Annotated in this window: 13 protein-coding genes; 5 read left to right on the forward strand and 8 right to left on the reverse strand. The window is 72.6% G+C overall.

Annotation, left to right across the window (positions count from 1 at the left end):
• Positions 1-165: 165 nt before the first annotated feature.
• The 4 genes from LCD33_RS03025 to LCD33_RS03040 all read right to left on the reverse strand — a co-directional run bounded on the left by LCD33_RS03025 (position 166) and on the right by LCD33_RS03040 (position 4,531).
• On the reverse strand, positions 166-1,209 hold the full coding sequence (locus LCD33_RS03025; protein WP_224956488.1) for a 3-isopropylmalate dehydrogenase: 1,044 nt from the start codon (positions 1,207-1,209) through the stop codon (positions 166-168).
• Between the two features lie 235 nt (positions 1,210-1,444).
• A complete protein-coding gene (gene serA / locus LCD33_RS03030; protein WP_224956487.1) occupies positions 1,445-3,034 on the reverse strand; it encodes a phosphoglycerate dehydrogenase in 1,590 nt (529 codons plus the stop codon).
• A gap of 216 nt (positions 3,035-3,250) precedes the next feature.
• Positions 3,251-3,511, reverse strand: a complete 261-nt coding sequence (locus LCD33_RS03035) for a DUF397 domain-containing protein (RefSeq protein ID WP_373690015.1) — start codon at positions 3,509-3,511, stop codon at positions 3,251-3,253.
• Positions 3,512-3,622: 111 nt separating this feature from the next.
• On the reverse strand, positions 3,623-4,531 hold the full coding sequence (locus tag LCD33_RS03040; protein WP_224968636.1) for a DMT family transporter: 909 nt from the start codon (positions 4,529-4,531) through the stop codon (positions 3,623-3,625).
• 69 nt (positions 4,532-4,600) lie between these two features.
• Between LCD33_RS03040 and LCD33_RS03045 the strand changes: the two genes are divergently transcribed.
• Positions 4,601-5,458 carry a LysR family transcriptional regulator gene (locus tag LCD33_RS03045; protein WP_224977489.1) on the forward strand — a complete coding sequence of 286 codons (858 nt, stop codon included), beginning with the start codon at positions 4,601-4,603 and terminating at the stop codon, positions 5,456-5,458.
• 309 nt (positions 5,459-5,767) lie between these two features.
• Here the strand turns inward: LCD33_RS03045 and ilvC are convergent, their stop codons facing one another.
• From ilvC to LCD33_RS03060, 3 genes are all read right to left on the reverse strand, one after another.
• Complete coding sequence (ilvC, locus tag LCD33_RS03050) at positions 5,768-6,763, reverse strand: ketol-acid reductoisomerase (protein WP_224956484.1); 996 nt, start codon at positions 6,761-6,763, stop codon at positions 5,768-5,770.
• 125 nt (positions 6,764-6,888) lie between these two features.
• Positions 6,889-7,395: an acetolactate synthase small subunit gene (ilvN, locus tag LCD33_RS03055; protein ID WP_224956483.1), complete on the reverse strand. Its 507-nt coding sequence runs from the start codon at positions 7,393-7,395 to the stop codon at positions 6,889-6,891.
• 8 nt (positions 7,396-7,403) lie between these two features.
• A complete protein-coding gene (locus LCD33_RS03060) occupies positions 7,404-9,236 on the reverse strand; it encodes an acetolactate synthase large subunit (RefSeq protein ID WP_224956482.1) in 1,833 nt (610 codons plus the stop codon).
• A 574-nt stretch (positions 9,237-9,810) separates the two neighbouring features.
• On the opposite strand from LCD33_RS03060, the gene LCD33_RS29305 reads away from it, so the two are divergent.
• Both LCD33_RS29305 and ilvD read left to right on the forward strand, forming a co-directional pair.
• Positions 9,811-10,671, forward strand: a complete 861-nt coding sequence (locus LCD33_RS29305) for a PH domain-containing protein (RefSeq protein WP_224966759.1) — start codon at positions 9,811-9,813, stop codon at positions 10,669-10,671.
• Between the two features lie 230 nt (positions 10,672-10,901).
• The gene (gene ilvD / locus LCD33_RS03070; protein ID WP_224956481.1) at positions 10,902-12,746 is read left to right on the forward strand and encodes a dihydroxy-acid dehydratase; all 1,845 of its coding nucleotides are present in this window, start codon (positions 10,902-10,904) and stop codon (positions 12,744-12,746) included.
• Positions 12,747-12,844: 98 nt separating this feature from the next.
• Here the strand turns inward: ilvD and LCD33_RS03075 are convergent, their stop codons facing one another.
• Positions 12,845-13,567 (reverse strand): DoxX family protein, encoded by a 723-nt coding sequence (locus LCD33_RS03075; protein ID WP_224956471.1) that lies wholly within the window; start codon positions 13,565-13,567, stop codon positions 12,845-12,847.
• A 391-nt stretch (positions 13,568-13,958) separates the two neighbouring features.
• Here LCD33_RS03075 and LCD33_RS03080 point away from each other — a divergent pair, with 391 nt between their 5' ends.
• Both LCD33_RS03080 and LCD33_RS03085 read left to right on the forward strand, forming a co-directional pair.
• Positions 13,959-15,134 (forward strand): sorbosone dehydrogenase family protein, encoded by a 1,176-nt coding sequence (locus LCD33_RS03080; protein WP_224977490.1) that lies wholly within the window; start codon positions 13,959-13,961, stop codon positions 15,132-15,134.
• A 145-nt stretch (positions 15,135-15,279) separates the two neighbouring features.
• A complete protein-coding gene (locus LCD33_RS03085) occupies positions 15,280-16,770 on the forward strand; it encodes a potassium/proton antiporter (RefSeq protein ID WP_374108022.1) in 1,491 nt (496 codons plus the stop codon).
• Positions 16,771-16,781 lie beyond the last annotated feature (11 nt).

Here is a 16,781-nt window from a genome sequence, read left to right on the forward strand (position 1 = left end):
CAGCGCGCGCAGGATCGCCCGGTGCTCCGACCCGGTCGTCTCCGCGTGGTCCTCGGTGGCCGCCAGCAGCTCGCGCGGCCCCGACCGGGGCGTCCGCGGCCCGCACCCGGACCCGCGGACGGGCGCCTCCCCGGAGTGGGGAGGCGCCCGTCCTGGACCCGGAGATCAGGGTTGCTGGGCCACCTCGCGGGAGGACACCAGCGCGGCGAGCCGGTCGCCGACGGCGAACGTCGCTCCCGGTGCCGAGTGGTCCCGCGTCGCCAGGTCGAAGGCCACGGAGGCCTCCACCCGGCGTGCCGCCTCGGTCTGCCCGACGTGGTCGAGCAACAGCGCCACCGACAGCACCGCGGCCGTCGGGTCCGCCGAACCGTGCCCGGCGATGTCCGGCGCGCTGCCGTGCACCGGCTCGAACATGCTCGGGTTCCGCCGCGTCGCGTCGATGTTGCCGCTGGCGGCGAGACCGATCCCACCGGTCACCGCACCGGCCAGGTCGGTGATGATGTCGCCGAACAGGTTGTCGGTGACCACCACGTCGAACCGGCTCGGGTCGGTCACCAGGTGGATCGTCGTCGCGTCCACGTGCTGGTAGGCGACCGTCACGTCGGGGTGTTGCAGCGAGACCTCCTCGACCACCCGGGACCACAACGATCCGGCGTGGGTGAGGACGTTGGTCTTGTGCACCAGCGTGAGGTGCTTGCGCGGCCGGGACGCGGCGCGGGCGAACGCGTCGCGCACCACCCGCTCCACGCCGAACGCCGTGTTGAGGCTGACCTCGGTGGCGATCTCGTGGGTCGTGTCCTTGCGCAGCAGACCGCCGTTGCCCGCGTAGGGGCCTTCGGTGCCTTCGCGCACCACCACCATGTCGATCTCACCCGGGTCGTTGACCGGGCTCTTCACCCCCGGGTACAGCCGGGCGGGGCGGAGGTTGACGTGGTGGTCGAGCTCGAAGCGCAGCCGCAGCAGCAGCCCGCGCTCCAGGATTCCGCTCGGCACCGAGGGGTCGCCGACCGCGCCGAGCAGGATCGCGTCGTGCTGGCGGAGTTCGGTCAGCACCGATTCCGGCAGCAGCTCACCGGTCGCGTGCCAGCGGGCGGCTCCCAGGTCGTATCGAGTGATCTCGGTATCGGGAACGACCTCACCGAGGACCTTGAGCGCCTCGGCCACCACCTCCGGCCCGATCCCGTCACCGGGGATCACAGCGAGCCGCATGTACACACCTCCCGACTACCACCCCGACCCGCGGGGCTCGAACTGTTGCGCCGAAGGCTACCGGCAAGGCCACGCGGGCAGGCACGCCGGACCCACCAAGTGGTCGAGGCATCCCGGTTGGCGGGACACCCGAACGAGTGACGCAGGTGAGCGGGGTGGCGAAAAGGGCCGCCCACAGGTGTGCGACGGCCCCTTTTCCGGCAACGGCGAACCCGAAACCTCGCCGGTCAGCCGATCACTCGAAGTCCACGGTCCGGACCGTGCGAGCGCCGACGGCCGCGCCGATCGGCTCCAGCACGCCCGCCTCCACCGGGCGGTCCACCCGCAGCAGCATGATCGCGTCGGAGCCCTCGGCGGTCTGGCTGACCGTGGCCGCCTCGATGTTCACGCCGACCTCGCCCAGCAGGGTGCCGACCTTGCCCATCACGCCCGGGCGGTCCGGGTACTCCAGCAGCAGCACGCTGCCCTCGGCCCGCAGGTCGAAGTGGCGGCCGTTGACCTCGATCAGCTTCTCCACCAGGTCGGTGCCCGACAGCGCGCCCGACACGACCGCCGAACGGCCGTCGGCGAGCGTCGCGCGCACCGAGACGACGCTGCGGTGGTTCGGGCTCTCCGAGGTGGTCTTCACCTCGACCTGCACCCCGAGGTCCTCGGCCAGCTGCGGCGCGTTGACGAAGGTGACCTGGCTGTCCACGGCACCGGAGAACACGCCGCGCAGCGCCGCGAGCTGCAGCACCGAGACGTCTTCGTGCGCGAGCTCGCCGCGCGCCTCGACGGTCACCGAGGTCGGCGTGCTGCCGAGCACGGCGGCCAGCAGCTGGCCCAGCTTCTGGGTCAGCGGCAGGTACGGGCGCACCTCTTCGCCGACGGCACCGCCCTGCACGTTCACCGCGTCCGGCACGAAGTCGCCGCGCAGCGCCAGCAGCACCGAGCGGGCCACGTCGGTGCCCGCGCGGTCCTGCGCCTCGGTGGTGGAGGCGCCCAGGTGCGGGGTGGCGACCACGTTGGTCAGCTCGAACAGCGGGCTGGAGGTGGTCGGCTCCGTCTTGTAGACGTCGATGCCGGCACCGCCGATGTGGCCGCTGCGGATCGCCTCGGCCAGCGCCTCCTCGTCCACCAGGCCACCGCGGGCGGCGTTGATGACGATGAGGCCCTGCTTGGCCTTCTTGAGCTCCTCCGCGCCGATCAGGCCGAGGGTCTCGGCGGTCTTCGGCAGGTGGATGGAGATCGCGTCGGCGCGCGCCAGCAGGTCTTCCAGGCTGACCAGCTCGATGCCCAGCTGCGCGGCGCGCGCGGCCGAGACGTAGGGGTCGTAGGCGATGAGCTTGGTGCCGAAGGCCGCGATGCGCTGCGCGAACAGCTGGCCGATCTTGCCGAGGCCGACGACGCCGATGGTCTTGCCGTTGAGCTCGATGCCGCTGAAGGAGCTGCGCTTCCACTCCCCCGCGCGCAGGCTCGCGTCCGCGGCGGCCACGTTGCGGGCCACCGCCAGCAGCAGCGCCAGCGCGTGCTCGGCGGCGGAGACGATGTTCGAGGTGGGCGCGTTGACGACCATCACGCCGCGCTCGGTGGCGGCGGGCACCTCGACGTTGTCCAGGCCGACGCCGGCGCGGGCGACGACCTTGAGCTTGCCGGTCGCGCCGAGGACTTCGGCGTCCACCTTGGTGGCGGAGCGGACCAGCAGCGCGTCGGCGTCGGCGACGGCCTCCAGCAGCGCCGGCCGGTCCGTGCCGTCGACGTGGCGGATCTCGACCTCTTCTCCGAGGGCTTCCAGCACGGAGGGGGCCAGCTTCTCGGCGATCAGGACGACAGGACGGTTGGTCACGGGCGCGCTCCATTGAGAGGGATCACGGTCGTAGCTGGGCACGGCGTTGTACCCGGACGGTCAGCGAGTTTAACGGGAGATTGAGAACTCGTTCACAAGGGTGTGACGCATCCCAACCCCACCGCGCGCCGCCCCGGGCGTCCGCGCGAGCGGCCCGACCGGATCGAAGGCGGGAGGATGAACCGGCAGCTCAGCGGCTGCGCGTGCGGTCGGGGATCACGGCTCGTCGAATTCGCCGTCCTTGGCCCCCGCGACGAAGGCGTCCCATTCCTCGGGCGTGAACACGAGGACGGGTCCTTCCGGCTCGGCGCCGTTGCGCATGCCGATGTAGCCGTCGACGAAGGCGATCTCCACGCCCGGTTCGTCGTCGTCCTCGGTGCTGGTGATCCACTCGGCGTCGGTGAAGTCCAGCTTGTGCCGGATGTGCGCCTTGTCGTCCACCGGTTCGTCCACGGTGGTGTTGGTCTCTTCGCTCACGCCCGGCACGATACCGCTCACCGGCGGTGCCCTTCGATCGCGTGAACGGGTGGCCGGTCCCCCGGACGCCGACGCGTCCGGGCCCTCCGGTGACGCCCCGCTGCGCGGTCGTCAACGGCGGGCCGCGCGGGGCCCGGCGAGCACGGCGACCGCGTTCGCCGCCACGATCACCCCGATCGCCACCCACTCCAGCGGTCCGGGCCGCTGGCCCAGCACGACGAGGCCGACCACCGCGGCGAGCACCGGGTTGACGCTCATGAAGACGCCGAAGAAGTTCGCGGGCACCCGGCGCAGCGCGAACAGGTCCGCGACGAACGGCACCACCGAGGACAGCACTCCCGCGGCGACCGCGCAGCCGAGCGCGGCGGGCGTCGGCGGGTGCTGCCAGAGCACCGCGATGCCGATCGGCAGGTACAGCAGCCCGGAGACGCCCGCCGCGGCCGCCGAGCCCTGCGCGCCGGGCACCCGGCGCCCCACGGTCCGGTTCAGCAGCACGTAGCAGCCCCAGCAGACCGCGGCCAGCAGCGCCAGCCCGATGCCCGCGTAGTCGGTGCTGGGCTGCGGCCGGGTCAGCACCACCACGGCGGCCCCGGCGGCGAGGGCGCAGCCGAGGTCGACGGCGCGCCGCGAGGTCAGCAGCGCCACCGCCAGCGGCCCGAGGAATTCGAGGGTGACGGCGAGGCCGAGCCCGACGCGGTCGATGGCGGTGTACAGCGAGAGGTTCATGGTGGCGAACACGGCGGCCAGGCCCAGCACCGGCCACCACTGCCGCGCGGTGAACGAGCGCAGCCGCGGCCGCCCGGCGACCAGCAGCACCACGGCCGCCACCCACTGCCGCACCGCCACCACCCCGGCGGGCCCGACGACGGGGAACGCGAGCGCCCCGGTGGCGGCGCCGAACTGGTTCGACAGCCCGCCGCCGAGCATCAGCGCCACCCCGGCCGCCCGCCCGGTTCCCGCGGTCCCGGTGTCCGCGGTGGTGGTCCCGATGGCCGGTTCGAGGCGTTCCGTCGTCGTCATGACCGCGAGCATCGGGCCGCCGCGGCGCCGGGCAAAATGCACCGGGACCACCATCCATACGCTGGAGTCATGGATGTGGAGTTGCGGCAGCTGCGCTGCCTGGTGGCGATCGCGGACGCCGGGACGTTCACCGACGCCGCGATCGAGCTCGGCGTGTCGCAGGCGGCGGTCTCGCGCACGCTGCGCTCGCTGGAGCGCGCGCTCGGCGTCCGGCTGCTGGACCGCACCAGCCGCAGCTGCGTCCCGACCACGGCGGGCGCGCGGGTGCTGGCCCGCGCCCGGCACCTGCTGGCCGAGGCGGAGGAGCTGGCGCGGGAGGCCACCGGCGGCCACGCCCGGCTGCGCCTCGGGCACGCGTGGTCGGCGGTGGGGCGGCACACCAAGGAGTTCCAGCGCCGCTGGGCGGCCGAGCACCCGGACGTTGCGCTGCACCTGGTGCGCACCAACACGCACACCGGCGGCCTCGCCGAGGGCGCCTGCGATCTGGCGGTGGTGCGGGCCGGGGTGGATTCCGCGCGCTACGGGCACGCGACGGTGGGGCACGAGCGGCGCTACGTGGCGCTGGCGGGCGACGACCCGTGGGCGCGGCGGCGTTCGGTGCCGCTGGGCGAGATCCGGGACCGGGTGCTGGTGGTGGACCGCCGCACCGGCACCACCACCGCGGACCTGTGGCCGCCGGAGCAGCGCCCGGTGCTGGAGCAGACGCACGACATCGACGACTGGCTGGCGGCGATCGCGACCGGCCGCTGCGTGGGGATCACCCCGCACGGCACGGTCGCCCAGTACCGCCGCGACGGCATCACCTACCGCCCGGTCCGCGACGCGCCCCCGGTCCCCGTCCAGGTCATCTGGCCCCGCAACGACCCCCACCCCGCGACCAGCGCCGTGGTCGACCTCCTCACCACCCTCTACGCGAAGAAGCCCTGACACCCCCGTCCTGTCAGCGGCGAAGCCGATGAGCGGAGACCACACACGCAGCAGGACCACCCGCGGGTTCTCAGCGCTTTCCTCGCGAGGACAGCGTTTTCTCATGTGGCGGAGCCACCTGTGAAAACGATCCCGCAGCGAGGAAAGCGCTGAGGTTCCGCCACCCCACCCCGGATCAAGAAGACCCCGGGGAAAAAACGCCGAAGGCCCGGTGATCCCTTGTGAGGATCCCGGGCCTTCCCGACCGCTCACCCGCCGTCGATCGGACGGCGGGCGGCGTGCTGGTTCAGTTCAGCGGTGCGCCGATGCTCACTTCCCGGTCCAGGACATGAGGGCGCGGAGTTTCTTGCCGACCTCTTCGATCTGGTGGTCGTTGCCGGCCTGCTGCAGCTTGGTGAAGTGGGGGCGGCCGGCCTCGTCCTCGGCGACCCATTCCTTCGCGAAGGTGCCGTCCTGGATCTCGCCGAGGATCTTCTGCATGGATTCCTTGACGTGCGCGTCGACGACGCGCGGGCCGCGGGTGAGGTCGCCGTACTCGGCGGTGTCGGAGCAGGAGTAGCGCTGCCCGGCGATGCCGCCCTCCCACATGAGGTCGACGATCAGCTTCAGCTCGTGCAGCACCTCGAAGTAGGCGATCTCGGGCTGGTAGCCGGCCTCGACGAGGACCTCGAAACCGGTCTGCACGAGGGCGCTGGCACCACCGCAGAGGACGGCCTGCTCACCGAACAGGTCGGTCTCGGTCTCCTCCTTGAAGGTGGTCTTGATGACGCCGGCGCGGGCGCCGCCGATGCCCGCGGCGTAGGACAGCGCCAGCGCCTGCGCGTTGCCGGAGGCGTCCTGCTCGATGGCGATCAGACACGGCACGCCCTTGCCGTCGACGAACTGGCGGCGCACCAGGTGGCCGGGACCCTTGGGAGCGACCATGGCGACGTCGACGTCCGACGGCGGCTGGATCAGGCCGTAGCGGATGTTGAAGCCGTGGCCGAAGAAGAGCGCGTCGCCGCTCTTGAGGTTGGGGGCGACGTCGTTGGCGTAGATCTCCCGCTGCTTGGTGTCCGGCGCCAGGATCATGATCACGTCGGCTTCGGCGGAGGCCTCGGCCGGGGTCAGCACCCGCAGGCCCTCTTCCTCGGCCTTGGCGCGGGACTTCGATCCCTCGGGCAGGCCGATGCGAACGTCCACACCGGAGTCGCGCAGGCTCAGCGCGTGCGCGTGGCCCTGGCTGCCGTAGCCGATGACCGCGACCTTGCGGCCCTGCACGATGCTGAGGTCGGCGTCGGCGTCGTAGAAGATCTCAGTTGCCATGATGGTTTCCGTGTTCCTTTCGGGACTTCTCGAATTGTTCTGCCCGCGGGGGCCGTCCCGGTCGCGGCGGGACGGCCGCCCGCCGGTGCGCGCCGACGATCTCCCGGCGGAGCCGGGGACCGGGGTCAGCGCACCGCGGTGGCGGTGATGGAGCGGGGTCCGCGGCCGATGGCGATCGCCCCGGACTGCACCATCTCCCGGATACCGTAGGGCTCCAGCATGCGCAGCAGCGCGCCCAGCTTCTCGCCGTCGCCGGTGGCTTCGACGGTCAGCGCCTCCGGGGAGACGTCGACGACCTTGGCCCGGAACAGCTGGACGGTTTCCAGCACCTGGCTGCGCACGGAGGCGTCCGCGCGCACCTTGACCAGGAGCAGTTCGCGCTGGACCGCGACCTCCGGTTCCAGCTCCACGATCTTGATCACGTTGACGAGCTTGTTGAGCTGCTTGGTGACCTGTTCGAGGGGCTGGTCGCTGACCGCGACCACGATCGTCATCCGGGAGATCTCCGGGTGCTCGGTCGGGCCGACGGCCAGGGATTCGATGTTGAAGCTGCGGCGGGAGAACAGCCCGGAGACGCGGGCGAGCGCGCCCGGCACGTTCTCCACCAGCACGCTGAGAGTGTGTCGGCTCATGGGTGCGGTCACCCCTCGTCTTCGTCGAACAGCGGGCGGATTCCGCGCGCCGCCATGATCTCGTCGTTGCCGGTTCCCGCGGCCACCATGGGCCACACCTGCGCGTCCTTGCCCACCACGAAGTCGATCACGACGGGTCGGTCGTTGATCTCCATCGCCTGCTGGATGACGCTGTCGACGTCCTCCCGGGATTCGCACCGCAGGCCCGCGCAGCCGAGCGCTTCGGCCAGCAGCTTGAAGTCGGGGATGCGGTGCTTGTGGGTGCCGAGGTCACTGTGTGAGTAGCGCTCGGCGTAGAACAGGCTCTGCCACTGCCGGACCATACCGAGGTTGCCGTTGTTGATGACGGCCACCTTGATCGGCAGTTCCTCGATGGCGCAGGTCGCGAGCTCCTGGTTGGTCATCTGGAAGCAGCCGTCGCCGTCGATCGCCCACACCTGGGTGCCGGGCAGTCCGGCCTTGGCGCCCATCGCGGCGGGCACCGAGTAGCCCATGGTGCCGAGACCGCCGGAGTTCAACCAGGTCCGGGGGTTCTCGTAGTTGATGAACTGGGCCGCCCACATCTGATGCTGGCCGACGCCCGCGCAGTACACCGCCTCCGGCCCGGCCAGCGCCCCGAGCCGCTCGATGACGTACTCGGGGGCGAGGCTGCCGTCGGCGGGCCACTCGTAGCCGAGGGGGAAGGTGTCGCGCCAGCTGCTCAGCTGCGTCCACCACGGGCCGAGGTCGGCGGTGCCGCCCGCTTCGGTGGCGGTGGCGACGGCGTCGATGAGCTCGGCGATGACCTCCTTGCAGTCGCCGACGATCGGCACGTCGGCGTTGCGGTTCTTGGAGATCTCGGCCGGGTCGATGTCGGCGTGCACGACCTTCGCCTCCGGCGCGAAGGAGGACAGCTGCCCGGTGACCCGGTCGTCGAACCGGGCGCCGAGCGCGATCAGCAGGTCGGAGCGCTGCATCGCGGCGACCGCGGCGACGGTGCCGTGCATGCCGGGCATGCCCAGGTGCAGCGGGTGCGAGTCGGGGAACGCGCCGCGGGCCATCAGGGTCGTGACGACCGGGATGCCGGTGGTCTCGGCGAGCTCGCGGAGCCGCTCGGTCGCCTCGGCCTTGAGCACGCCACCACCGACGTAGAGCACGGGCCGCTGCGCCGCGGTGATCAGCTTCGCGGCTTCGCGGACCTGCTTGCCGTGCGGCTTGCTGGTCGGCCGGTAGCCGGGCAGCTTCATCTCCGGGGGCCAGGAGAAGGTGGTCGCGGTCTGCTGGACGTCCTTCGGGATGTCCACCAGGACCGGCCCGGGACGTCCGGACGAGGCGATGTAGAAGGCCTCGGCGATGGTGCGCGGGATGTCCTCGGCCTTGGTGACCAGGAAGTTGTGCTTGGTGATCGGCAGCGTGATGCCGCAGATGTCGGCTTCCTGGAAGGCGTCGGTGCCGATCAGGCTGGTCGACTGCTGGCCGGTGATCGCGACGATCGGGACCGAGTCCATCTGCGCGTCGGCGAGCGCGGTGACCAGGTTCGTCGCGCCGGGACCGGAGGTCGCCATGCACACGCCGACCTTGCCGGTGGCCTGGGCGTAACCGGTGGCGGCGTGCCCGGCGCCCTGCTCGTGCCGGACCAGCACGTGCCGGACCTTCGTGGAGTCGAGCAGCGGGTCGTAGGCAGGCAGGATCGTGCCGCCGGGGATGCCGAAGACGATCTCGGCGCCGACGGACTCCAGCGACCGGACGAGCGACTGCGCGCCGGTGACCTGCACTGGAGCGTCGTTGGTCGGTGCTGGTTTGGGACGGTGTCCCGGCGGCGGTGCCGGGACCGGGCTCTGCCTGGTGTGGGCGCTGGTCATCGAGTTCGCCTCTGTCCGAACGGTGGTGGTCGGTGAGTGGGCACGAAAAAACCCCCGCCGGGCCGGATAGGACCGTACGAGGGTTGGCGCGTCGTCGCTGCGGAGCTTCCTCAGGCGTCGACGCGCCGGGGAAGTACGAGAATGTCGTGCAGTCGCAGCATGACGAGGACGTTAACGGCCCGGACGCCGCGAGGTCAAACCATGCGGGAAGATCCTCCCGCATGCTGGACACCGGAGGCCCGGGCGGAGCCGCGCACCGCCCGGTGTTCCCGCAGGTCGGGAGCATGCCGCGCGCATTCGGCGGAACCCGGTGTGGCGTACGTCGCTCCGCCGCCGCGGGTCCGCGCGGCCCGGTCGCGACACCGGGCGCACCGCGTCCCCGCACTCCCGCCACCAGCAGGGACGCTGCGGGCGTCCCGCGCGCGGGTGAGAGCATCGAGGGGTGAGCGAGACACCTGCGGCACCCGAGCCGCCCGGCCCCGGCCGCGGCGAGCGCGACACCGGGCGCACCGGCTCCCCCGCGGAGCCCGGGGCCGCGGGGCCGGAACGCGCAGAGGCAGAGGGGACCCGCGAAGTGAGCACGTCCGAGGACCAGGGCACGACCGGCACCGCCACCCGGGAGGACGCGGCGGAACCCGGCGTCGCGCCGGCCACCGAGGCGACCGGCCCCGATGCGCCCGAGGGCTCCGGCGCCGCCGGGCAGCCCCGCACCGCCGAGGGATCCAGCACCGGAGACTCCGGCACCGACGACTTCGGCATCGGGAGCTCCGGCACCGCCGAGCCCGCCGGACCGGCCGCGACGCCCGTCCCGCGCGCCGCCGGGCGTGCCAAGGCGCTGCCGAAGTCGCTGACCTTCCAGCTGACCCGGACCTCGCTGCTCGCGGTGTTCGCGGTGACGATCTCGGTCACGCCGATCGCCTTCGCCGAGCCGTTCCCGCAGCTGCTGCCCACCTACCTGATCCCGCTGGCGCTCGCCTACGTGATCGTGCGGCCGCGCACCGTGGTCACCGCCGAGCGGATCACCGTGCGCCGCCTGTTCGGCCGCACCGGGTTCGGCTGGGACGAGCTGGCCTCGCTGCGCCTGGACGAGCGGCGCTGGGTGCGGGCCGTGCTCGGCTCCGGCGCGGAGATCGCGCTCCCGGCGATCCGGGTGCGGGACGTGGGTCGGCTGGCCGAGCTCAGCGGCGGCCGCGTCCCCGACCCGAACGCCGCGCCGAGCGCTCCGGAGCCCGACGGCGCCACCGCCGAGGCCCGGGACGCGGCGGACGAGGGCACCGGGTCCGCGACCGACGCCGAATCCGCCGCCACCGCTGGAGATGCCGCCTCCGGATCTCCGACCACCGCGGGCACCGAGGCCACCGGTGCCGAGTCCGCCGCCGAGCCGTCCACCGACGAGCCCGGCGCCGACGGCACCTCCCGCGAGTCCGCGGGCTGATCCCCGCTCGCGCCGGCGGTGCCCGTTCCGAACCGGGCGCCGCCGGCGCCGTCCGCTCCCCGGTACCGGCCGAGGCCTGCGTCACGAACGCCCGGGGAGCGCGAACCGGTCACCTCCGGCGCCGCCGGGCAGGAGTAGCGTCGAGGTCACCGCAGTTCGTCCCCCCACTCACGAGGTGGGCGTCTTTTCGCCGTCCCGACGCGAATTCAGCGAGAGAACCGAGAAGGACCATGCCCCAGTTGCGCTCCCGCACCACCACCCACGGACGGAACGCCGCAGGCGCCCGTTCGCTGTGGCGTGCCACCGGCATGACCGACGACGACTTCGGCAAGCCGATCGTGGCCATCGCCAACTCCTACACCCAGTTCGTGCCCGGTCACGTGCACCTCCGCGACCTCGGCGACGTGGTGGCCGAGACGATCCGCGAAGCGGGCGGTGTGCCGCGGGAGTTCCACACGATCGCGGTGGACGACGGCATCGCCATGGGCCACAGCGGGATGCTCTACTCGCTGCCCTCGCGCGAGATCATCGCCGACTCGGTGGAATACATGGTCAACGCGCACCAGGCGGACGCGCTGGTGTGCATCTCGAACTGCGACAAGATCACGCCGGGCATGCTGAACGCCGCGATGCGGCTCAACGTGCCGACGGTGTTCGTCTCCGGTGGCCCGATGGAGGCCGGGAAGGCCGTGGTCGTGGAGGGCGTCGCGCAGGCGCCGACCGACCTGATCACCACGATCTCCGCGTCGGCGAACTCCGCGGTCGACGACGACGGGCTCAGCGAGGTGGAGCGCTCCGCCTGCCCGACCTGCGGCTCCTGCTCCGGCATGTTCACCGCGAACTCGATGAACTGCCTCACCGAGGCCTTGGGCCTCGCGCTGCCCGGCAACGGTTCCACGCTGGCCACGCACGCCGCGCGCCGCGCCCTGTTCGAGGAGGCCGGGCGCACCGTCGTGCGGATCTCGAAGCGCTGGTACCAGGAGGACGACGACTCGGTCCTGCCGCGCTCGGTCGCGAACAAGAAGGCGTTCGAGAACGCGATGGCGCTGGACATGGCGATGGGCGGCTCCACGAACACGGTGCTGCACACGCTGGCCGCCGCCCGCGAGGGCGAGATCGACTTCGAGCTCTCGGACATCGAGCGGATCAGCCGCCAGGTGCCGTGCCTGTCGAAGGTCGCGCCGAACTCCGACTACCACATGGAGGACGTGCACCGAGCCGGCGGCATCTCCGCGATCATGGGTGAGCTGGACCGCGCGGAGCTGCTGCACCGCGACGTGTCCTCGGTGCACAGCGCCAGCCTCACCGAGTGGCTGGACCGCTGGGACGTGCGCGGCGCATCGCCCTCCCAAGAAGCGCTCGACCTGTTCCACGCCGCGCCCGGCGGAGTCCGCACCACGCAGGCGTTCTCCACCGAGAACCGCTGGTCCTCGCTGGACACCGACGCCGCGGGCGGCTGCATCCGCGACTTCGAGCACGCCTACACCGCGGACGGCGGGCTGGCGGTGTTGCGCGGCAACCTCGCCGAGGACGGTGCGGTCGTGAAGACCGCGGGCGTCGAGGAGGAGCTGTGGCACTTCCAGGGCCCGGCGCGGGTGCTGGAGAGCCAGGAGCAGGCCGTCGCCGCGATCCTGCAGAAGAAGATCGAGCCCGGTGACGTGCTGGTGATCCGCTACGAGGGCCCCTCCGGCGGACCGGGCATGCAGGAGATGCTGCACCCGACCGCGTTCCTGAAGGGCTCCGGTCTCGGCAAGAAGTGCGCGCTGATCACCGACGGCCGGTTCTCCGGCGGTTCCTCCGGGCTGTCCATCGGGCACATCTCGCCGGAGGCGGGCAACGGCGGCGTGATCGGCCTCGTCGAGGAAGGCGACCAGATCCTCATCGACGTGCGGGAGCGCACGCTGCAGCTGCTCGTCGACGACGAGGTGCTGGCCGAGCGGCGCGCCAAGATGGAGAGCAGCGAGCACCCGTGGCAGCCGGTGTCCCGCGAGCGCAAGGTGACCTCGGCGCTGCGCGCCTACGCGCGGCTGGCCACCTCCGCCTCGCACGGCGCCGTCCGAGACGTCTCCAAGTAGGACCGCGAACGTGCCGATGGCCGGGTTCCACGTGGAACCCGGCCGTCGCTTTTCGTCGGAGGACGCGGAGCCGCCGAGGACCGGCGCTCCGCCGGACATCAGGACCTCAGCAGGACCAGCACCGCCGCCGCGGAACCCGCCGCGATCACCAGGCAGATGAAGCCGCTGACCAGCGGGTGCCGGAACCAGGACCGCCCGTTGTCCAGCGCGACCCGGCCGGGTCCGGTGAACATCAGGCACAGCGCGATGGCGATCAGGACGACCGGGTACTCGTAGCCGCCCTCCTGGTCGAAGAACGGGCCGGGCAGCTTCATCGACACGATGGCGCTGGCCATCACGCCGACGATGCCCGCGGCCGCCAGCGGCGTGAACAGGCCCAGCACGAGCAGTGCGCCCGCGCCGAGCTCGGTCCCGCCGGTGACCAGGGACAGCACCGCGCTCTGCTCGAACCCGGCCTTGGCCAGGCTCTGCGCGAACTTCTCCGGGCCGGAACCGCCGAGCACGCCGAACAGCTTCTGCGCGCCGTGCGCGGCGAAGATGCCGCCGACGACCAGGCGCAGCACCAGCAGGCCCAGATCGGTGCCTGCGTTCCACGCGAACGGCTTGCGGTCGTCGAGCTCTTCGTAGAAGTCGGCACCGGAGCCGCGGTCCACCACGGCGGTCGCGTTCGCATCGCTGTACGCGGCGTCGTCGTAGTAGTCGTAGTCGTAGTCCTGCACGCCGAGGCCCTGGGTTCCCGTAGGCCCGTCGGCGGACTTCTTCCCGCCGCGCTGCGGACGCTCGTCTCGGTGTCCGCTGGGGCGATCGTCGTGAATGCTCACGGCGCAGAAGGTTAAGGCATCACGCACTGCCGAAGCGACCCTTTCGGGTGAACCTTTTCCGAGGGGAATTCCACGGAGATCGCGTTGTTCCGGCATTCGCCAGAATGCGGTACCGGACTCGTGAATTCTTCGTTTCCGCAGGTGCCGGCGATGCGCCGCGCGACTCGGACGGTTCCGGATCGACCGCCCGGACCGGTCTCGCGGCGCGGACCGGTTCCGGATCGGCGACCGCGGTCTCATCCGGAATTGCTGCATTCGGTGGCGCTCGCGCGGCTGCACGGCGGGTTCCGCGGAACGGACGTTCCCGGCGGGTGGGATTCCGGGCGGCGCGACGCTCGGCCCGCCGGGTGCTCACCCGGTGTTCACGGCGCGGCCGATACCCTCGGCACTCGTGGCAGCCCAGCGCACCTCCCCCGCCGGTCGCCGTCCTCGCGCGCGGACGGCGGGAGCGCTGCTGGCCGCGATCGCGCTCGGCGGCTGCGCCCAGTTCCCCGACGAGCACCCCGGTGCCTGGCGCGACCAGCCGTCGCTGGAACCGCAGGCCGGCCCGCAGCCGTCGATCGAGCAGCCCGCGCCGCCCCCACCGCCACCGGGACAGCCCACCGAGGACGTGCCCGCGGTGCCCATCGGCTGCATCGACCCGGACCCGGCGGTCGTCGCGACCTGCCTCGACCCGGTCGGCGCCATCACCGTGCTGCCCGACGGCCGCGGCGCGCTGGTCGGCGAACGCGCCACCGGCCGCATCCTGCGCGTCGAGCAGGACGCCGAACCCGTCGAGATCGCCCGGGTGCCGGTGGACCGCTCCGGCGGTGGCGGGCTGACCGGGCTGGCGCTGTCCCCGAGCTACCAGGAGGACGAGCTCGTCTACGCGTACGCCAGCGTCGGCGGCGAGAACCAGGTGCTGCGGGTCGCGCCGGGCGACAGCCCGAAACCGGTGCTCACCGGCATTCCGAAGGGCTCCACCGGCAACGCGGGGGCGCTGCTCGACGACGGGCGCGGCGCGCTGCTGGTCGCCACCGGCGACGCGGGCGACCGCGCGAACGCGGCGAACCCGGGATCGCTGGCGGGCAAGGTGTTGCGCATCGACGGCTTCGGCGCGCCCGCCGCGGGCAACCCCGACCCGAAGTCCCGGGTGGTCGCCTCCGGCGTCTCCGATCCCGGCGGGCTGTGCGGGGCGGCCGAGACCGGCGGCTACTGGCTGACCGACCGCGGCGCGACCCGGGACGCGCTGCACCGCGTCGAGTTCGGCACCGCGCTCGGCGAACCCGCCTGGAGCTGGCCGGACCGGCCCGGCGTGGCCGGTTGCGCCGCCGGACCGGCCTCCGTGGTCGTGGCGCTGACCGACGCGGCGGCGCTGTACGCGCTCAACCCCGGCCCGGACGGCACCTTCACCGGCCAGCCCGCCAAGGTGATGGAGAAGACCTACGGGCGCTTCTCCGCCGCCGCGAACGGCCCGGACGGGCTGCTGTGGCTGGGCACCTCGAACAAGTCCGGCGGCGCGCCCGTGCCCAGCGACGACCGGGCGATCCGGATCGAACCTCCCTCCGGCGACACCGGCAAGGACTGACCCGGGGCCGAAGGCCTGACGGGTCCGCCCCCTCGCCGCTGCGAGGGGGTGACCGGAGCAGGACGAACCCGGCCATGGTCCACTCAGGACGCGTCCCGGCCCGAGGCCGGCGGCGCGCCGGTGGCGGAACGGAACAGCGATGACCTTGGAGCAGCTGTACACGACGCTGCTGGCGGGTGGGCTCGTGCTGCTGGCAGCCATCCTCGCCACCCGCGCGGCGGCGCGCTTCGGCCTGCCCGCGCTGCTGCTGTTCCTCGCGCTGGGCCTGGTCATCGGCGAGGACGGGCTCGGCCTGCACTTCGACGACGCGCAGCTCGCGCAGGACCTGGGCACCGCCGCGCTCGCCGTCATCCTCGTCGAAGGCGGCCTCACCACCCGCTGGTCGGACGTGAAACCGCTGCTCGCGCCCAGCGGGCTGCTCGCCACCGCCGGGGTCGCGGTCAGCGTCGTCGTCACCGCCGCGGGCGCGCACCTGCTCATCGGGCTCCCCTGGCAGGCTTCGCTGCTGCTCGGCGCGGTCGTGTCCTCCACCGACGCGGCCGCGGTGTTCTCGGTGCTGCGCACCCTGCCGGTGCCGCGTCGGGTCTCCGGGATGCTGGAGGCCGAATCCGGCTTCAACGACGCGCCGACGGTGATCCTGGTGCTGCTGTTCAGCACCGTGCCGCTGGAGTTCCACCCGCTGGAAGTGGCCGGGGACGTGCTCTACGAACTGGGCGCGGGCGCCGTGATCGGCCTGCTCGTCGGCCGGGCCGGGGCGTGGGTGCTGCACCGGGTGGCGCTGCCCGCGTCCGGGCTGTACCCGGTGGCGATGTTCGGGCTCGGCGTGGTCGCGTTCGCCGCCTCCGGCGCGGTGGACGCGTCCGGGTTCCTCGCCGCGTTCCTGTCCGGTCTGGTGCTCGCGAACTCCGGGCTGCCGCACCGCGCCTCGGTGCGCTCGTTCGCCGAAGGGCTCGGGTGGCTCGCGCAGATCGGGCTGTTCGTGCTGCTGGGCCTGCTGGTCACCCCGCACGAGCTGCTGCCGGAGCTGCTGCCCGCGCTGGTGGTGGGGCTGGTGCTGCTGCTGGTGGCGCGACCGCTGTCGGTGCTGGTGTCGCTGCTGCCGTTCCGGGTGCCGCTGCGGGAGCAGGCGTTCGTGTCCTGGGCAGGCCTGCGCGGCGCGGTACCGATCGTGCTGGCCACCTTCCCGGTGGTGGCGGGCGTGCCGGGCAGCGACCGGGTGCTGAACGTGGTGTTCGTGCTGGTCGCGGTGTTCACCCTGGTGCAGGGCCCCGGGCTGCTGGGCCTGGCCCGCGCGCTCGGGCTGGTGCGGGCGGACGCGGCGCGGGAGATCCAGGTGGAGGTGGCGCCGCTGGACGTGCTCGACGCGGAGCTGCTGACCGTGTCGGTGCCGCCGGGCTCGCAGCTGCACTACGTGATGCTGCGGGAGCTGCGGCTGCCGGACCCCAGCGCCATCACCCTGATCATCCGCGGCGGCACCTCCTTCGTGCCGGAACCGGGGACGCGGCTGCGCACCGGCGACGACCTGCTCATCATGACCACCGCGGGAGCGCGCACCGCCACCGAGCACCGGCTGCGCGCCGTGAGCCGCCGCGGCCGCATGGCCCACTGGTTCGGCGAGGACGGCGCCCCCGACTGACCCGCGCGGCA

It is taken from the genome of Saccharopolyspora sp. 7B, from assembly GCF_020177435.1.
Classification (GTDB): domain Bacteria; phylum Actinomycetota; class Actinomycetes; order Mycobacteriales; family Pseudonocardiaceae; genus Saccharopolyspora_C; species Saccharopolyspora_C gregorii.

Coding starts and splice junctions, on each gene's coding strand:
- LCD33_RS03060 (WP_224956482.1), bottom strand. CDS start 9,236: ATGACCAGCGCCCACACCAGGCAGAGCCCGGTCCCGGCACCGCCGCCG.
- LCD33_RS03040 (WP_224968636.1), bottom strand. CDS start 4,531: ATGACGACGACGGAACGCCTCGAACCGGCCATCGGGACCACCACCGCG.
- ilvN (WP_224956483.1), bottom strand. CDS start 7,395: ATGAGCCGACACACTCTCAGCGTGCTGGTGGAGAACGTGCCGGGCGCG.
- LCD33_RS03025 (WP_224956488.1), bottom strand. CDS start 1,209: ATGCGGCTCGCTGTGATCCCCGGTGACGGGATCGGGCCGGAGGTGGTG.
- ilvC (WP_224956484.1), bottom strand. CDS start 6,763: ATGGCAACTGAGATCTTCTACGACGCCGACGCCGACCTCAGCATCGTG.
- ilvD (WP_224956481.1), top strand. CDS start 10,902: ATGCCCCAGTTGCGCTCCCGCACCACCACCCACGGACGGAACGCCGCA.
- LCD33_RS03045 (WP_224977489.1), top strand. CDS start 4,601: ATGGATGTGGAGTTGCGGCAGCTGCGCTGCCTGGTGGCGATCGCGGAC.